Raw genomic sequence first — 16884 nt, 5'->3', positions numbered from 1 at the left:
TGAAAACGCCCCGACTAGTCGGGGCGTTTTCATTTACGGCGGTTCAGGCAGGCTCAAGGTGCGCCGAACATCGCGGTCCAGTAGATGCCGGCATCGCTTTTCGGGTCCACCGCATAGGCCGCGCCCAGTTCGTGGTAGGCCGGGTTCATCAGGTTGGCACAGTGCCCGGGGCTGGCCAGCCAGCCGTCCACCACCTTGCGCACGCTGTCCTGGCCGGCGGCGATGTTCTCTCCCACTTGCTGGCCGGCATAACCTGCCAGTTCCGCGCGATCGCCTGGGGTGCGGCCGTCGCGGTCCTTGTGATCGAAGTAGTTCTGGTTGGCCATGGCCCGACTGTGCTCCTGGGCGGTATCGCCAAGGGTCGAGCTCCAGGCCAGGGGAGCGGTGGCGGCAAAACCCTGGCCGCCGCATTGCCGGGGCTGGCTGCGGGCGCTGTTGATCTGCGCCAGCAACTGCTGGCCCTCGGCCTGCCAGTCGCCCAGGCGGGCCGAGAGCAACGGGCGGGCCAGGACGATGCGCCACTGGGTGGCCTGGCGACTGACGCCGATATCGACGAATTGCGGGTCCAGCACCACCTGGCAGAAGCTCTCGCGGATCGCCTGCATCGCCGCCTGGGCATCACGCGGGCCGGCCAGGCTGATGGCCTGGACATTGACCATGGGGTAGGCCGCCCGCGCCAGGGCCTGTTGCAGGTCGCCGACGTTGTCCACCGGCAGGATCAGGCGGGGGTCGCTGGCCAGCGGTGGCAGTTCGGACGAGGCCTGGTTGGCACAGCGTTGCGGCTGGCTGCGGTAGGCGTTGATCGATTCGATCAACTGCGCCTGGTCATCGGCCATGGCCCCGGCCGGACCCAGCAGCCCCAGGGACAGTGTGGCGACGGACAACAGCAGTGAGCGCATGGACATGAAGGTCTCCCAGGAATCGATTGCGCCCATGATGCACTCGCCCTCGGTGCTTTTCATCCGGCGGCAGATGAAATCGGCGTTATCACCGGCACTTCAATAAAAGTCGTAGTACAGCGCCCATTCGCCGCTGTCGCGGTGCTTCCAGAACATCAGGCTGCCGCTGTGCACCACGTTGAGGTTGATCTTGGCGTCGGAGGAGATCTGCATCACGAACTCGAAACCCTCGCCGGGGTCGATCCCCGACTGGCAGAACGACGGATAACCTCCCAGCTTGTGCTCGTAGCAGTGGGTCACCAGGTCGTAGTAGCACTCGATGCGGCCGGAACGTTCCAGTTCGAGGACCTCCTGCTCCAGGTCTTCCGGCACGCCACCACCGTCCCACAATGGATAGTCGGCAGCCACAGACTCTGCCTTGAGTGGGAAGGGCTTGAGAAAGGCCCCGGGAGCCGTCAGCTCCTTGCGCACCAGTACCTCTTCGTCACGATACTCGCGCACCAGCCAACGCTCGCCCATGGGCTCCAGCTCATCGGGAAAGGGGTTGGCCACGAATACCGTGAGCAGCTTGATCCCTTGCAGCCACGGGCTGTGAAAGGGCAGGGACGGCAGGTGGAACTGGGCGAACGGCAGCAATGTTTCGCCGGCGCTGTTGCGCGGCAACTCCTCATCTGCGCGAAACAGGAAGACCCGGCCCAGCCAGCTTTCCTCATCGTCATGGGTGGGACGAAAGCCCCCGGCGGTGAACTTGAGCGCCGGCTTGGCCAGCCGCTCCTGGATACTCTGGATGTCCATGGTCAAGTACAGCGTCCTTACAGGGGAACGGGGGATCGGATCATACAAAAAACGGGCACCCCGTGCAGCGCCCGCCTGCATGGCGGGCGCCGGCTCGCCGTGCTTCAGAACTGCGGGGTGTACTTCACGCTGAGCATGAAGTTGCGCGGATCGCCGAAGCTGTTGTTGCCACCCAGCTGGTTGAAGCCGGAGACGTAGTAGTGCTTGTCGAACAGGTTGTAGGCATTGAGTGCCAGGCTGACCTGGTCATTGAGCTCATAGGCGATACGAGCGTTCCAGACGGTGTAGCCCGGCACCTTGTAGCTGCGTTCGTAGCCCAGGGTATGGCTCTGGCTGGTGAAGCCCAGGCCGGTACTGACCTTGCTCCATTCGCCGTCCAGGCGATAGTCGCCCCACACGCGCACCATGTGTTTGGGAGTCCACTGGCTGAAGATCCGCCCCTGCTCCTCGGGGTCCTTGAGGAATTTGGTGGTGTTGTAGGTATAACCGGCAGACAGTTGCAGGCGATCCATGACCTCGCCGCTGACCTCGGCTTCCAGGCCCTGGCTGCGCACCTTGCCCGAGGCCGTGGAGCAGTACCAGCCATCACAGGCGTAACCCGAGGCGGTGTCCTGGACGGCACGGTTCTTCTGGTCGTAGCGGAACAGCGCCAGGGAGGTGTTGACCCTGCCATCGAGCAGCTCGCCCTTGAGGCCAACTTCATAGTTGGTGCCGATCACCGGCTGCAGGACCGAGCCGCTGGCGGTGCGCGAGGTCTGGGGTTCGAACACATCGGTGTAGCTGGCGTAGAGCGACCACTGGCGGCTCAAGTCGTAGATGAAACCGGCGTAGGGCGTGACTTCGCCGTTGTCGGTCATGGTGCTTGGCGCCTGCACCGTGGCCTGGCGGGTGATGGCTTGGTAGTTGGTGGCGTCGTAGCGATAGTCGTACCAGCTCACGCGTGAGCCCAGCACCAGGGTCAGGTCCTCCACGGGCTTGATCCGCCAGCTGCCATACAGGCCTTTCTGGCGTATGTCGTATTGGCTGTGGGTGGCACGTCCGCCAGGCGTATTGAGCAGGCTGTCGTAGCTGATTTCCGGTCGATCATGATCGATGGCGAGGATGTTGCCGCCGTTGTTGAAGGTACGGGCGAAAACGTCGTCGCTGGTCATCTTCGCGTAGTTGCCGCCCAGGGTGACTTCCTGCTCCATGGACAAGCCCTCGAAGCGTCCCGTGACGTTCATGTCGAGGCCGATCTTGGTGTTGTCGAAATCGGTGATCCAGTCGGCGTACTGCACGCCGCTGCCGTCAGGATTGAGGCCGTCGGAGATGGTCTGGGTGCGCTGCTGGGTCGAGTCGTTGTCTTCGCTCATGCGCACGGCGCCGACCTTGAACGTCCAGTCCTGGTTGAAGCGATGTTCGAGGTCGGCATACAGCGTGGTGACGTTGATCTGCGAGTGGTTCCAACGAGCTCCGCTGTAGGTCGAGCGAGGCACGTCGACCGGGCTGCCGTCGGCGTATCGCGGCAGGCCGCGGATCATCGGCCGTGATTCGGCTTCGGAGCGGCTCACGGCCAGGCCCAGGGTGGTGTCGTCGCTGAAGTCGAAATCCAGGGCGCCGTACAGGGAGTGAGTCTTGCTCCATTGCTTGTCGATGAATGAATCGCTCTGGTCCTCGTCGAGCACCACGCGTCCGCGCACCGTGCCGGTATCGTTCAGCGGGCCGCCGGCATCCAGTTGCAGGCCGTAGTGGTCCCAGGAGCCGGCCTTGCCGGTCAGGGTCACGGTGGGTGCATCCTGGCCGCGCTTGCGCACCAGGTTGATCGCGCCCCCCGGGCTGCCGGTACCCTGCAGCAGGCCGGAGGCACCGCGCAATACTTCCAGGCGGTCGAAGAAGATCAGGTCCTGGGTCGCCCAGTTGCCCAGCGAGTAGGTGTTGCGCGGGATCGGCACGCCATCGTATTGCCAGTCGTCGATCTGGAAACCCCGCGACGACAGGATCATGCCTTTGCCCACCCCTTGCACGCCGACCAGGCCGGTGGTCTGGTTGGCCGCGGCCTTGAGGTCGGTCAGGCCCTGGTCATCCAGTTGCTTGCGGGTCATGACGGTGACCGACTGCGGAATTTCCCGCAGGCTGTGCTGGCCCTTGCCGATAGTCACCGCGCGAGCGGCATAGGAGTTGGAGCCTTCGGTGGTGGCGGTGTCGAACCCGCTCTCGACGATGCTGGTCGTGCCCAGTTGCACCCCGGCGCCCGCGCTTGGCAGTGGCTCGACGCTGAAGTGGCCGCTGGCGGTGAGCCGCAGTTGCAGGCCGCTGCCAACCAGGGCGGTGTGCATGGCCTGGGTCGGTGTCATCGTGCCTTTCACGGCAGGAGCCTGTTTGCCCGAGACCAGGCCTGGGTCCAGCGACAGCACAACGCCACTCTGGCCGGCGATGGCATTGAGTGTTTCCGCCAGTGCAGCGGCTGGCAGATTGAAGGACCGGGACTGTTCCTGGGCCAGGACCGGGCCACTCAGGGCTGCCAGGGCGACGGCGACGGGAAGGGCGTGAAGCCAAGGGTTGCGCACGGAGTTCTCCTGATTGCGTTGAGGTGTCAGGAGATAGGTGGGACGAAAAATGAAAACCAGACACGAATGAGAGTTATTTTTAAAAAATATCTGCTCTCAACTGCGCGGCTGGATCAGGGTGAGCCAGGGACCGAAGCGCTCGACGCGAACAGGCAGGGTCTGTTCCAGGGCATCGAGGGCCCGCTGCGGGTCGTCCAGCGGGAACACACCCTGCACCCGCAGACGACTGACCGCCGGGCTGACCCGGACATAACCCCGGCAATAGGGGCGCAGGGCGGCAATCACTTGTTCCAGGGAGTCGTCCAGCACATTCAGGCGACCGCTGAGCCAATCGCCACGGTGCGCCTGGTCTTGCGTCAGCCGTTCGATCCGCCCGGGATACAGCAGGGCGGCCTGGCCCTGTTGCAGGTCCTGCTCATGGCCGGTTTGCAGGCGCAGTCGCACCGAATGCTCCTGCACCACGACCCGGGTGGCGCCTGCTTCCTGGCTCACCAGGAAGCGCGTGCCCAGGGCCTGGACCTGGCCCTGGGCGCTGCGCACCCGCAGCGGCCGGCGTGGATCGCTGGCCACCTGGATCAGCAGTTGCCCGTGACGCAGGATCACCAGGCGTTGCTGGTCGTCGAACCGCAAGTCCACGGCACTCTCGGCATTCAGGCTCAGGCGACTGCCATCGGCCAGGGTGAAGTCCCGACGCTGGCCACGACCGGTGCTGAAGTCCGCCAGCAGGGTTTCGCCATAAGGTGTGCGTGCGCCGAGCCACAGGCCGCCACCCAGCAGGCCGAGCCCAGCCAGGCCACGCAGCAACTGGCGGCGAGACGCATGGGGGCTGAGCAGCATCTGCCGGGCTTGCGCGGCCTGTCCGGGCAACCGTTGATCCAGGGTGCGCAAGGTGCTGAACGAGGTGCCTAGCTTGGCCTGCAGATGGTGCCAGGCGTGGGCATGGGCGGGATCGCTGGCGAGCCAGGCGGCCAGTTCCTGTTCCAGGTGCGGGTTGGTGTCGCCGGCGCGCAAGCGCACCATCCAGTCGATGGCCTGCTCGACTGCTGGCTCCAGGCGTTGCCGGCTCACAGGGCGAGGTCACTCAGGTAGCACTGGCGCAGGGCTTGTTTCATGTAGCGGCTGACGGTGCGTTCGGACAGCTGGAGCTTTTGCGCGATCGCCACATAGCTCAGGCCATCGAGCTGGCTGTAGAGGAAGGCTGTCTTGACGATCATCGGCAGCCCATCGAGCACGCGATCGATCGCCACCAGGGCTTCGATCAGCAGCAGCTGTTCCTCGGGGGAGGGCGCGAGCAGTTCTGGCAGGGCGCTCAGGCGCAACAGGTAAGCCTGCTCCAGCTGACGTCGGCGGTGGCGATCGAACACCAGGCGCCTGGCGATGGTGGACAGGTAGGCGCGTGGCTGCTCGATACTGTCCGGATCGACCTGGGCGCTGAGCAATTGGCAGAAGGTATCGGCGGCGGTGTCTTCGGCGTCGGCACGGTTGCCCAGGCGCTTTTGGATGTGTTGCAGCAACCACCGGTGGTGGTCGCTGAAAAAGAAGCCCAGCTTGTTGCTCGAAGATGAGTGCACCATTGCCCGCCGAGATGTGAGTGTGAATCGTTCTCAATAATACAAGGGCGTCGGACAGGACTGCAATCACCGCATGAGGGCACTCTGACCCTCATCGATCAGGACGGCATGGGGGAGCAGTGTCAGTTTTCACGGCCATGGGCTGCGTTGGCCAGTTGCTGGGTATCGACGCGCACGAACACCGAATCGCCGATGGCCGTCAGCACGTCGCCGGCATAGACCTCGCAGATCACCTGGCTCTTGCGGCCCACCTCACCTTCGACCCGGGCCCGCAGGGTCAGGGGCACGCCCATGGGCGTGGGCTTGATGAACTTGATCCCCAGGTTGCCGGTCACGCAATCGATGCGGGGCAGGCTGCCGGGAACGCGTTGCTCGGCGCGGTAGTGGTAGGCCATGGCGGTCCAGTTGGAGTGGCAGTCCACCAGCATCGCGATCAGGCCGCCATACACCAGGTCTGGCCAGCCACAGTACTTGGCGTCGGGCAAGTGCTCGGCGACCACGTGGATACCGTCCTCGTGCCATTGGCTCTTGATGTGCAGGCCGTGGTGGTTGCTGCTGCCGCAGCCGAAGCAGACGCCCTCGGGCGCGGTGGTGTCTTGCAGGGAAGTGGAAAGCATGGGTGTTCCTTGTTGTTCTTGGATTCAGGTGTTCAGGGGGCAATGGGCCTCAGCGAGGCAGGACCCGGAACTGGCCGGGCTCCTTCGGCACCTTTGCATACTTGAGCGCACCGGCCTCAGCCAGCGGTTTGGTCGCAGTGTTCTCGAGCAATAGCGCGATCACCGGCTTGATGATGCAGCGCTGGACATCGAGTGGGGTATTGATGTCGGTCAGGCGCAGGCTGTAGCACCAGTAGTGAGGTAACCAGCGAAACAAGCGCTGGTTGTCCAGTTCCAAGCCGTCGAGGTCTTCGGTATCCAGCGGGAACGTTATGTGATTGGGGGTGAAGTCGATAGCGTCCTCAACACGGCCGATGTGAATCAATGGCACATGATTATCCAGGGCATCGATACCTTCACCGCTCAGGCTGATCTGCACCACCAAGTGGTCGCGCACGGAGCGCTTGCGCTTGATCATCAGTGGCAGTGAACAAGCAACATCAGTGATGACCCAGCCATGATCATCTTCGGCGTAGACATTGTTCCACTCGCCGCCAGCCCGGTAGCGCCGGGCGATTTCCGGTGACAGCAGCAGGCGGCTGAGCTCTTCGCGAATCAGTTGGGCCAGTCGGTCGCACTCGGCGCCGAGTCGTGAAACGAAAGCGATGTTGTCGCTGATCGCCTTGCCGATATCGGGCAGGGTGGTCATGGGAGGGAACTCCAGATGAAGCAACCCGTCTGTCGGGTTGCTGGAAAGAGGTCTGGCGGATCAAGCTCGGCGAAGCCGTTGATCGGAGTCCAGAACAGGGTCGGCCTATCGATGGCCGGTGGCGGCCGAAGCCCGGTGAAACCCTGGAACCGCCTGACACCCAACTGCTCGAGGAACGCACTGATGTGCAGCGTCCAGCGTTCCAGCAGCGCCGCCCCCGGGCCATTGAGATGGCGCAACAGGTTCAGGATGCCAGCCCAGGGGCGCAACAGCAGCCGGCCATTCCAGATGTCCTGCTCGCTCAGGGCCGTCAGGCCGGCGCTGATTTCCGGTGCGATGAACAGGTGGTAGGCATCGCCACGTTCCTCGGGCCGGAGAAATTCCAGCCATTGCCGGTGCAGTTGATCGCTGCCGCTCAAGGGCGCCTTCCACTTGAACTCCACCAGCAGCAGGCGCCGCTGCCCGCAAGGCCAGTGCAGCTCGACGAACAGGTCAGGCTCGACGCCTTGCCGGCGCGGCCAGAAATGCATCCGGGCACGGCTGACGGTGCCGACGGGAAAGGCCCCTTGTGGGGGCTGCATTCCCTGCTCGACCACGGCCTGCCAGAACAGACCGACGGCTTCGGCCGGCAGGTAGTCCAGCGGACCCATGATCAGGGCGGTGATTTCGTCTTCCTCGCAGACCCTGGCTTCACCTTCTTCGCGGTGGCCGAGATAGCGTTTGAACAGGCGGCTTTTTCCATGACGAAAGGCGTGCAGCATTCCATTGGCTTCTGTGGATTCGGGCGGCCGCCATCATGGCGTCTTGATTGAATGCTGGCTAGGAGGTCGGGCTTTTTTTACCCGTCCCATGCCGTGCCGCGCCTTCTTTATTGCATTTGGCGCAAGGATGGCCAGCCCGGCGCTGGGCCCGACAGGGCGCCGAGGCAGCGTCCTTGTGACGCATTGATTGCGTTGGATGTCGTAGACCCACGGGGTTTGTCCCGGGTGCCGGCGACCCGGCGCGGCCAAGACAGGCTGATGCCGTAATGATATTCTTGCGCTGAATCGGTTCATCGTTTGTGCAAAAATAGACCTCCTGTGCTTTGCTTCAAATGGCCTGACCGGGTCTTTTGCAAGTGGGCGGGAGTCTCTGGGCAAACCCGCCGAATGTAATGTCAGGCAATGTCCATCAACCTTCCTTGATGGAATCCGACCCTTTTTCCCTGCTGGCCCCCGCGAAGGCGGGTGCCGCCGTTGCGCGTCGAGTCGATGCCCGCGGACATGGAAAGGAGCAGGGCGGCTGCCTGTCGGCTGCGTCCCGTGACGAGCCCGAGTAACAAGTGTCACTCATGTAGCTGAGCCAAAAACGACAAGAAGTCAGCACCGGAGCGATATAAAACTGAGGTCGAGCCTGTTTCGTCGGCCTTGTGTGCCCACCCCCCAGTTCTCTTGAATGCGTTCATCCAGGACCTGCGAAATACCTGTTTCGCACCCTCCGGGATTCACAGGATCGAGGATCGGGCGGCGGATGGCGTTCTATCGTAGGTACTACAGAATGTTGAAGAAAGTGAACACGGCCCTCATCGGGCTGGCGATGTCGATAGGCCTCACGACCGCTCACGCGGCTGAGCCCAAGAAAGTGGATGTACTGCTGATCGGTGGCGGCATCATGAGTTCGACCCTTGGGGTCTGGCTCAATGAATTGCAGCCGGACTGGTCCATGGAGATGGTCGAGCGCCTGGATGGCGTGGCTCAAGAAAGCTCCAATGGCTGGAACAACGCCGGTACCGGCCATTCCGCCCTGGCCGAGCTGAACTACACCCCTGAAGGCAAGGACGGCAAGATCGAGATCGCCAAGGCCATCGAGATCAATGAAGCGTTCCAGATCTCTCGCCAGTTCTGGGCGTGGCAGGTCAAGAGCGGCGTCCTGAAGAACCCGCGTTCGTTCATCAACTCCACGCCGCACATGAGCTTTGTCTGGGGCGATGACAACCTCAAGTTCCTCAAGGCCCGCTACGAAGCCCTGCAAGCCAGCCCGCTGTTCAGCGGCATGCAGTACTCCGAAGATGCCGAGCAGATCAAGAAGTGGGTTCCATTGATGATGGAAGGTCGTGATCCGGCGCAGAAGATCGCTGCGACCTGGAGCCCGATCGGCACCGACGTCAACTTCGGCGAGATCACTCGCCAGTTCGTTGCCCACCTGCAGGCCCAGCCTAACTTCGCCCTGAAGCTGTCCAGCGAAGTAGAAGAAATCGAGCGCAACAAAGACGGCTCGTGGCGCGTGACCTACAAGAACCTGAAAGATGGTTCCAAGACCGAGACCGACGCCAAGTTCGTGTTCATCGGCGCCGGCGGCGGTGCCCTGCACCTGCTGCAGAAGTCGGGCATTCCCGAAGCCAACGAGTACGCCGGTTTCCCGGTGGGTGGCTCGTTCCTGGTGACCGAGAACGCCACAGTGGCCGAGCAGCACCTGGCCAAGGCCTACGGCAAGGCTTCGGTCGGCGCGCCACCGATGTCCGTACCGCACCTGGACACTCGCGTGCTGGATGGCAAGCGCGTGATCCTGTTTGGCCCGTTCGCGACCTTCTCCACCAAGTTCCTCAAGGAAGGTTCGTACTTCGACCTGCTGACCAGCACTACCACGCACAACATCTGGCCGATGACCAAGGTGGGCATCGAGCAATACCCGCTGGTGGAATACCTGGCCGGCCAGCTGATGCTGTCGGATGACGACCGTTTCGCGGCCCTGAAGGAATACTTCCCCAACGCCAAGCAGGAAGACTGGCGCCTGTGGCAGGCCGGCCAGCGCGTGCAGATCATCAAGCGTGACGAAGAGAAGGGCGGCGTGCTGAAGCTGGGCACCGAGATCGTCGCTTCCCAGGATGGCAGCATCGCCGGCCTGCTGGGCGCCTCCCCGGGTGCCTCCACCGCTGCGCCGATCATGCTCAGCGTGCTGCAGAAAGTCTTCAAGGACCAGGTCGCGACTCCAGCCTGGCAGGAGAAGCTGAAGCAGATCGTACCGAGCTACGGCACTGCCCTGAACGACAGCCCTGAGCGCGTGGCCAAAGAATGGGCCTACACCGCCGAAGTGCTGCAACTGACCCCGCCGCCACCTGTCAAGGGTGCGGCCCCTCAAGCGCCGGCCAGCATGGCCAAGCCTGAGAGCAACCCAGCGGCCGACATGGCGCTGTAAGCCCCGCTCCCGCCCGCGTTCGCCGGGCGGGGCACGGCCGATGCCCCCGGGCATCGGCTCGCTGGCTCGATTGCGCCGGCGTGTTGTGCTGCCACGATTGGCCAGCCTCCCTCCTTTGATTTCCCCGACTCTGCCTGAGTCCGCTGCGCGGCAGTGCGCCCCTGCGCCTGCGTGAAGGGGTATCATGGCGCGCCCGCCCCTGGCGGGCATGCCCCAACCCTCGGAGTCACCATCCAGATGTCCAGCATCACCCTGTTCCAGGTCCCGCCCGCCGAAGCCATCCAGAGCCAGATCCAGCAGATGGTGGTGGACTACATCACCGACATCAGCGCCGTCGCCATCGCCCCCAGCAATCCGCTGTACAACCTCTACCAGTACGGCGTCGGTTATGAGGTGCATTTGTACCTGCAAGCCATGGACGGTTCCCGGGGGATCGCCGTGGAGTTGCTGGTGGCCAGCGACCCGCAGGACCCGGAGCAGGTGCTGGGTTTTGTGCTGTACCTGCCGCTCAAGGACGATCCCGAGGCCTGCGCCGTGGCCTATATGGCGGTCCGCCAGGACCGGCGGCGCCAGGGGATTGCCCGGCAGATGCTGGACGCGATGCGCGTGCGCTATCCCCATGCCGAGCTGGCTTGCAGCGTGGCCAAGGTCCCGTGCTTCGAGGCCCTGGGGTTCCAGCTGCTGGGTGCACGGGGGCCGCAGGTGCTGATGAACACCCGCGACCATGGTAGCGATGGCCTGCTGGCAGTGCTGGATGTCGCGCCGATCTACAGTTCCGTGGAGGTGCGGCAGATCCACACCTACCTGCTGGCGCAGCAGGGTCGCAAGGCGATGATCGAGGCGGAGAAGAAGCGTGACCGCCACCTGGACCAGATGACTCGCCAGGCCCAGGCGCTGGTCCGCGAGCGGCTGGGGGAGGCCGCGTTGCATCGCTCACGGGCACCGCGGCTGGTCTGATCCTGTACCTGCCGTAGACAGAGCTTGCGGCAGCGGCCACACGAAGCGTCAAGGCGCGGCGCGCCCTTTGAGATCACCGCAGGTTCCGTAGCCGCTGCCGAGCCGCCAGGCTGCGACAAGGCCCGCAGGGCCTTCGGGGCCAGTGAACCTTGCGGCCGCTGCGCGCCCGTACGCAGCCTGCGGCAGCGGCCACACGAAGCGTCAAGGCGCGGCGCGCCCTTTGAGATCACCGCAGATTTCCGTAGCCGCTGCCGAGCCCGCGAGGCTGCGACAAGGCCCGCAGGGCCTTCGGGGCCAGTGAACCTTGCGGCCGCTGCGCGCCCGTACGCAGCCTGCGGCAGCGGCTACACGAGGCGTCAAGGCGCGCCCCTCGAAATCACCGCAGGTTTCCGTAGCCGCTGCCGAGCCGCCAGGCTGCGACAAGGCCCGCAGGGCCTTCGGGGCCAGTGAACCTTGCGGTCGCTGCGCGCCCGTACGCAGCCTGCGGCAGCGGCCACACGAAGCGTCAAGGCGCGGCGCGCCCTTTGAGATCACCGCAGATTTCCGTAGCCGCTGCCGAGCCCGCGAGGCTGCGACAAGGCCCGCAGGGCCTTCGGGGCCAGTGAACCTTGCGGCCGCTGCGCGCCCGTACGCAGCCTGCGGCAGCGGCTACACGAGGCGTCAAGGCGCGCCCCTCGAAATCACCGCAGGTTTCCGTAGCCGCTGCCGAGCCTGCGAGGCTGCGACAAGGCCTGCAGGGCCTTCGGGGCCAGTGAACCTTGCGGCCGCTGCGCGCCCGTGCGCAGCCTGCGGCAGCGACCACACGAAGCATCAAGGCGCGGTGCGCCCCTCGAAATCACCATAGGGCCTTCGGATGCGGGCGCCCCAAAGGGCTTGTGTCGTTGCGCCGGCCTGGCTAATCTCGCAAAAACACGCAATAGCGGGCATAAGCATGCAATACCTGCATTCCAGCGCCGAACTGCCATCCCTGCGCCGGCAAAAGATCCTCCTGCTGCTGGAGCGCGACGGCAAGGTCATGGCCGCCGAACTGAGCCGGCACTTCTCGGTTTCCGAAGACACCATTCGCCGCGACCTGGCGGAGCTCGATGCCAGCGGCCTGGTCCAGCGCGTTCATGGCGGCGCGCTGCCGCGACCCAGGGACAGCGGCAAGGACTGCTTCACCCGGGTCGGCGAAACCAGCGAGGCGAAAGTGCGCCTGGCGCAGTTCGCCACGCAATGGGTGCAAGAAGACATGACGGTGATATTCGACTCCGGCTCCACCACCTTGCACATCGCCCAGTCGTTGCCCAGGGATATCAGGCTGACGGCGGTCACGGCCTCACCGATGATCGCCGTGGCCCTGGTCGAGTACCCCAAGGTCCGGGTGATCCTGGCCGGTGGCCTGCTCAATCCGGCGACATTGGCGGCCAGTGGTCATGAAGCGCTGCGGATGATCCAGGGAATCAAGGCCGACCTGCTGTTCACCGGGGTCTGCGCGATCCATCCGGAGATCGGTATCAGTTCCCTGCATTTTGATGAAGTGCCGATCAAGCAGGCGATGTTCGACAGCGCCGCGCAAGTCATTGCCGTGACCACCGCCGACAAGCTCGGGGCCATGGAGCCTTTTGTCGTGGCGCCCTGCACTCGCCTGCACCGGTTGGTTACCGAGCAGGAGGTGGCGGGCGCGCAGCTTGAAGGTTATCGGCAACTGGGAGTCGAGGTACTGCAGATCTGACCCGCAGGCAGCTGCCAGAGCAGGGCTTGCACTTCGTCGAACCTGTCCGCCACTTTCAGGAACGTCTGCGCCCAGCCGCTGCTGAGGCTGACTTCCTGCAGCGGACCAGTGACGGCGAAGAGCACCGCCACACTCAATCGCTCGGGCAGCCTTCCGGCCTGCAGGGTGGCGATCAGCCCACGCAACTCGGCGCTAGCCTGCTCCTGTCCGGTCCAGCTCGACCAGTCGAAATCATTGTCTGGCAGCGACACCAGCTCCAGCGCGGCCTCTAATACAAGGACCAGTGCCTCGCGGGGCTGGCTGCGGTCCAAGTCCTGGTGCAGCAGTTGTCGGGTGTGGTGCAGATCCATGGTTCAGTCCCTGGGACACGGGTGGGCGGCTTGCTGGCTCATCCACTGCGCCATCTGCCGCAAGCGACTGCTGAAACCGGCATCGGCAGGGCGTGTTGCTGTGGCGAGCTGGCGAAATTCGTCGATGACCCCCTTCATTTGCGGGTAGTGCAGCACAAACAGTTGCACATGCTCATCCAGGCTGTGGGGCCAGCTGGATTCCTGTTCCGAGCGCAGCAGGTTGGTCGCGCGAATGAGTTTGCGCGAAGCCTCCCGTTGCAATCGCAGAGTCTCGTGGGGTTGCGGTTCGCGGTCGAGGCGGGTGGCATAGTCGTTCAGCACCGCGAAAAAATCGCCGTTCACCGCCAGGGCAATCCTCCGGCTGGGCCTGAAAGGCGCCAGGCCCCGGCGCAGGTCCTCGCCCCACAGGCAGCGGCAGTGATGCTTGAGCCAGTAGCCCCAGCTGTCGTGGTTCTCACGGGCCAGCACCTGCTGGAGGTGGCCGATGTCAAAATCGATCTTCGACACCAGCGGCTGCCGGGCTTGCAGCGCCTGGCGCAGGTTCTCCAGGTGCAGGAGTCCGCTCGGGTCGGCGGGATGTTGCAGCACCAGGCACAGGTCCAGGTCGGAAGCCCCCGGCCTGGCCGTGCCACGCGCGACACTGCCGTACAGGTACAGGCTGTGCAGTGGGGGGCTGTTGGGGGCGCCGAGGGCTGCGCGCAGCTCGTCGAGCAGGGCGTGGTATTCGGCTTGCAGGGGCGCCTCGGGAGGGAGGCTGATCAAGCCGTCGGCATCGACGCCAAAGGTTGCGCTGGGGTGCATGGAGTGGCCCGTGAGGCGGATTCGCCGACCACCTTAGCAGAGTCGTCACAGGCAGCCAGGGCCGCCTGTGACGCAGTCGCGAGCGTCAGTTCTTGAATGCCGAGTGCTTGCGGCCCTGGTCGCACAGGGCAAACACCACCACCAGCACGGCAGCGACGGCGAGGATGATCACCACGCCATCGGTGGAGTGGGTAGCCGAGGCAGTGACCAGCGACAGGGCGCCCAGCGGGGCCAGGCCGCCGGCGATGGCCGTGCCGATCTCGCGCCCGGTGCCGAAGCCCGAGGAGCGGGTCGCGGTGGGGAACTGGCGGCTGAGGAACGAACCCTGGGGCGCGAACATCATGGGCGCCAGGATGCCGGTGCCGACCCCGATGGCGATGTAGATCATCAAGCTTTCGCCGGTGTTGAGCAGGGCCAGGAACGGGTAGGCGAACAGCAGCGAGAACACGCCGCCGAGTACCAGCACGGTCTTGCTGCTCCACTTGTCGCAGAGCCAGCCGAAGAACGGCACGGCAACGATGGCGACCAGGCTGGCGATGGTCACCGACAGCGAGGTGACGTGCACGTCCACGCCCTTGTACTGGGTCAGGTACGCCAGGGAGAAGGTCTTGAAGATGTAGCTCAGGGCGTTGTAGCCGATGGCCACGAAGAACACCACGCCCAGGCCCTTGAGGTCATTTTTCAGCAGCGCCTTGAGGGGCGAGGCCTGGACCTTGGGCGCGTCCTTCTTCAGTTCCTTGAACTCCGGGGTTTCCGGGATGCTGTTGCGCACCCAGAGGCCGACGGCCACCAGGACGATGCTGCACACGAACGGAATGCGCCAGCCGCCAGCCAGCAGGAATTCGTTGCCGTTGATGGTCAGCAGGTAGATGGTCAGCGACGAGAGCAGCAGGCCCAGGTTCAGCCCCAGTGCCGGCCAGGCACCCTGGCTGCCGCGCTTGCCTTCACTGGCATGCTCGTAGGAGGTGACTGCCGCGCCGGACAGTTCGGCCCCCGCGCCCAGGCCCTGGATGATGCGGATGGCCACCAGGATGATCGGCGCCCAAATGCCGATGGAGGCATAGCTGGGGATCAGGCCGATCAGCGCGGTGCACACGCCCATCAGGCAGAAGGTCAGCACCAGTACTTGCTTGCGACCGAACTTGTCACCCAGGTAGCCGAACAGGATGCCGCCGAAGGGGCGGGCGATGAAACCGATGGCAAAGGTCGAGAAGGCCATCAGCGTGGCGCTTTTCGGGTTGCTGTTATCGAAGAAGATCTTCGAGAAGACGATCGCCGCCATGGTGGCGTAGAGGTAGAAGTCGTACCACTCCAGCATCGAACCGAAGATGGTGGCCGCCGCGACCTTGCGCAGGCGTTTCTTGGCTTGTTGTGGGGTTTCCGCTGCAGTACTGCTGGTTTCAACTGCGGTCATATCCGTACATCCTCATGAATCATTGTATTTATTGTCGAGTTGACGCGAGCCTTGCGCGACGCGCCTGCAACGGCGGTCGAGGGGTATTTCGGCGACACGGGCCCCGCCTGGCGGTGCTTGGGCACTGCGCGGCAAGGGGGTGGCACGGGGGTTTCAAGCGGCCTGGAAGATCCGGTCGGCAATCATCGAACCAATGGGAATCGCCGATGTAGCGGCGGGCGAGGGCGCATTGCACACGTGCAACATGCGTGGGGTTTCGGCGAACAGGAAGTCGTGGACCAGGCTGCCGTCGCGCATCACCGCCTGGGCGCGGATCCCCGCTTCAAAGGGCAGCAGGTCTTCCACTTGCAGGGACGGGCAGTACTTGCGGCACTGCTCCAGGTAGCCGGACTTGAACAGCGAGTTCTTCATTTCGGTGGTACCGGAACCGAGGTTCTGCCAGATGGTTTTCCAGAAGCCGGGGAAGCTGGCGTACTGCGCCACGTCGCGCCAGTTGATGGAGAACTTCGGGTAGTTTTCCCGGCCCAGGCCCAGCACCGCGTTGGGGCCAACGGTGACGCTGCCGTCGATCATGCGGGTCAGGTGCACGCCGAGGAATGGCAGTTCCGGATCGGGAATCGGGTAGATCAGGTGGTTGACGATATCGTTCTTCGACGCCGGCAGCCGGAAGTACTCGCCGCGAAAGGGGATGATCTGGTGGTCGATCTGCACTCCGGCCATCACCGCCAGGCGGTCCGATTGCAGGCCGGCGCAGGCCACCAGTTTTTTCGCCTGCCAGCTGCCACCGTGGCTGCTGACGGTGACCCGGTCGGCGTGCTCCTGGATCGCGGTGACAGTCTGGCTGAGGCAGATTTCGCCACCGTCGCGGCGGATCACCCGGGCCATGGTGTCGCAGACCTCGCGGTAGTCGACGATGCCGGTGGCGTCGAGGAACAGTCCGCCCAGGCCGACGATGTTCGGCTCGCGCTGGCGCAGTTGCCCGGCATCCAGGCGCTCGACCTTCAGGCCGTTCTGCTGCGAGCGCTGGTACAGGGCCTCCATGCGCTCCATCTCCAGGGCATTGGAGGCCACCAGCACCTTGCCGCAGACCTCGAACTTGATCCCATGCTCGGTGCAGAACAGCTTGGTCGCTTCGGCGCCGCGCTTGCACAGGTCGGCCTTGAGGCTGCCCGGGGCATAGTAGATTCCGGCGTGGATCACTCCGCTGTTATGTCCGGTCTGGTGCTTGGCGAGCACGTTTTCCTTTTCCAGGACCACCAGCGAGGCGCCGGGCTGGCGCTTGAGGATCTCCATGGCCGTGGCCAGCCCGACGATGCCGCCGCCGATGATGCAAAAGTCGTAGATCATGGTTCCAGGTG

General features: G+C 64.3%; 15 protein-coding genes. 3 read left to right on the top strand and 12 right to left on the bottom strand.

From position 1 onward, the window contains the following. Positions 1-53: 53 nt before the first annotated feature. The 8 genes from LGQ10_RS07645 to LGQ10_RS07610 form a co-directional block, all read right to left on the bottom strand. Positions 54-899, bottom strand: a complete 846-nt coding sequence (locus LGQ10_RS07645; RefSeq protein ID WP_226526107.1) for a CAP domain-containing protein — start codon at positions 897-899, stop codon at positions 54-56. A 99-nt stretch (positions 900-998) separates the two neighbouring features. Next, positions 999-1694: a DUF1963 domain-containing protein gene (locus tag LGQ10_RS07640; RefSeq protein WP_226526106.1), complete on the bottom strand. Its 696-nt coding sequence runs from the start codon at positions 1692-1694 to the stop codon at positions 999-1001. A gap of 104 nt (positions 1695-1798) precedes the next feature. After that, positions 1799-4240 carry a TonB-dependent siderophore receptor gene (locus LGQ10_RS07635; protein WP_226525176.1) on the bottom strand — a complete coding sequence of 814 codons (2442 nt, stop codon included), beginning with the start codon at positions 4238-4240 and terminating at the stop codon, positions 1799-1801. Between the two features lie 96 nt (positions 4241-4336). Next, on the bottom strand, positions 4337-5308 hold the full coding sequence (locus tag LGQ10_RS07630; RefSeq protein WP_226525175.1) for a FecR family protein: 972 nt from the start codon (positions 5306-5308) through the stop codon (positions 4337-4339). Further along, positions 5305-5814, bottom strand: a complete 510-nt coding sequence (locus LGQ10_RS07625) for a sigma-70 family RNA polymerase sigma factor (protein ID WP_413247590.1) — start codon at positions 5812-5814, stop codon at positions 5305-5307. Before LGQ10_RS07625 ends, LGQ10_RS07630 begins: the two co-directional genes overlap by 4 nt. Before the next feature lie 119 nt (positions 5815-5933). Beyond that, a complete protein-coding gene (locus tag LGQ10_RS07620) occupies positions 5934-6428 on the bottom strand; it encodes a PaaI family thioesterase (protein WP_058437587.1) in 495 nt (164 codons plus the stop codon). A gap of 49 nt (positions 6429-6477) precedes the next feature. After that, complete coding sequence (locus LGQ10_RS07615; RefSeq protein ID WP_226525174.1) at positions 6478-7116, bottom strand: hypothetical protein; 639 nt, start codon at positions 7114-7116, stop codon at positions 6478-6480. Further along, positions 7113-7877, bottom strand: a complete 765-nt coding sequence (locus tag LGQ10_RS07610; protein WP_226525173.1) for a hypothetical protein — start codon at positions 7875-7877, stop codon at positions 7113-7115. The genes LGQ10_RS07615 and LGQ10_RS07610 overlap by 4 nt, the downstream gene beginning before the upstream one ends. A 775-nt stretch (positions 7878-8652) precedes the next feature. On the opposite strand from LGQ10_RS07610, the gene mqo reads away from it, so the two are divergent. The 3 genes from mqo to LGQ10_RS07595 all read left to right on the top strand — a co-directional run bounded on the left by mqo (position 8653) and on the right by LGQ10_RS07595 (position 12961). Further along, a complete protein-coding gene (mqo, locus tag LGQ10_RS07605; RefSeq protein WP_058437593.1) occupies positions 8653-10290 on the top strand; it encodes a malate dehydrogenase (quinone) in 1638 nt (545 codons plus the stop codon). 237 nt (positions 10291-10527) lie between these two features. Next, a complete protein-coding gene (locus tag LGQ10_RS07600; RefSeq protein ID WP_058437595.1) occupies positions 10528-11247 on the top strand; it encodes a GNAT family N-acetyltransferase in 720 nt (239 codons plus the stop codon). A 931-nt stretch (positions 11248-12178) separates the two neighbouring features. Further along, on the top strand, positions 12179-12961 hold the full coding sequence (locus tag LGQ10_RS07595) for a DeoR/GlpR family DNA-binding transcription regulator (RefSeq protein ID WP_226525172.1): 783 nt from the start codon (positions 12179-12181) through the stop codon (positions 12959-12961). Here the strand turns inward: LGQ10_RS07595 and LGQ10_RS07590 are convergent. The 4 genes from LGQ10_RS07590 to lhgO all read right to left on the bottom strand — a co-directional run bounded on the left by LGQ10_RS07590 (position 12925) and on the right by lhgO (position 16873). After that, a complete protein-coding gene (locus LGQ10_RS07590; protein ID WP_226525171.1) occupies positions 12925-13311 on the bottom strand; it encodes a hypothetical protein in 387 nt (128 codons plus the stop codon). The two genes, LGQ10_RS07595 and LGQ10_RS07590, sit on opposite strands and share 37 nt — an antisense overlap. Before the next feature lie 3 nt (positions 13312-13314). Beyond that, the gene (locus LGQ10_RS07585; protein ID WP_226525170.1) at positions 13315-14112 is read right to left on the bottom strand and encodes a nucleotidyltransferase domain-containing protein; all 798 of its coding nucleotides are present in this window, start codon (positions 14110-14112) and stop codon (positions 13315-13317) included. 85 nt (positions 14113-14197) lie between these two features. Next, complete coding sequence (locus LGQ10_RS07580; protein ID WP_058437603.1) at positions 14198-15526, bottom strand: MFS transporter; 1329 nt, start codon at positions 15524-15526, stop codon at positions 14198-14200. 153 nt (positions 15527-15679) lie between these two features. Beyond that, entirely contained in the window at positions 15680-16873 is a 1194-nt protein-coding gene (gene lhgO, locus LGQ10_RS07575) for an L-2-hydroxyglutarate oxidase (protein WP_226525169.1), read from the bottom strand. Between the last annotated feature and the right edge of the window lie 11 nt (positions 16874-16884).

Origin of the sequence: Pseudomonas sp. L5B5, from assembly GCF_020520285.1 — a bacterium.
GTDB lineage: Bacteria > Pseudomonadota > Gammaproteobacteria > Pseudomonadales > Pseudomonadaceae > Aquipseudomonas.
The sequence above is the reverse complement of the archived record's forward strand: the minus strand, read 5'-3'. Positions and strand labels throughout refer to the sequence as shown.

Coding starts and splice junctions, on each gene's coding strand:
- lhgO (WP_226525169.1), bottom strand. CDS start 16,873: ATGATCTACGACTTTTGCATCATCGGCGGCGGCATCGTCGGGCTGGCC.
- LGQ10_RS07590 (WP_226525171.1), bottom strand. CDS start 13,311: ATGGATCTGCACCACACCCGACAACTGCTGCACCAGGACTTGGACCGC.
- LGQ10_RS07625 (WP_413247590.1), bottom strand. CDS start 5,814: ATGGTGCACTCATCTTCGAGCAACAAGCTGGGCTTCTTTTTCAGCGAC.
- LGQ10_RS07615 (WP_226525174.1), bottom strand. CDS start 7,116: ATGACCACCCTGCCCGATATCGGCAAGGCGATCAGCGACAACATCGCT.
- LGQ10_RS07580 (WP_058437603.1), bottom strand. CDS start 15,526: ATGACCGCAGTTGAAACCAGCAGTACTGCAGCGGAAACCCCACAACAA.
- LGQ10_RS07645 (WP_226526107.1), bottom strand. CDS start 899: ATGCGCTCACTGCTGTTGTCCGTCGCCACACTGTCCCTGGGGCTGCTG.
- LGQ10_RS07620 (WP_058437587.1), bottom strand. CDS start 6,428: ATGCTTTCCACTTCCCTGCAAGACACCACCGCGCCCGAGGGCGTCTGC.
- LGQ10_RS07585 (WP_226525170.1), bottom strand. CDS start 14,112: ATGCACCCCAGCGCAACCTTTGGCGTCGATGCCGACGGCTTGATCAGC.
- LGQ10_RS07640 (WP_226526106.1), bottom strand. CDS start 1,694: ATGGACATCCAGAGTATCCAGGAGCGGCTGGCCAAGCCGGCGCTCAAG.
- LGQ10_RS07595 (WP_226525172.1), top strand. CDS start 12,179: ATGCAATACCTGCATTCCAGCGCCGAACTGCCATCCCTGCGCCGGCAA.
- LGQ10_RS07610 (WP_226525173.1), bottom strand. CDS start 7,877: ATGCTGCACGCCTTTCGTCATGGAAAAAGCCGCCTGTTCAAACGCTAT.
- mqo (WP_058437593.1), top strand. CDS start 8,653: ATGTTGAAGAAAGTGAACACGGCCCTCATCGGGCTGGCGATGTCGATA.
- LGQ10_RS07600 (WP_058437595.1), top strand. CDS start 10,528: ATGTCCAGCATCACCCTGTTCCAGGTCCCGCCCGCCGAAGCCATCCAG.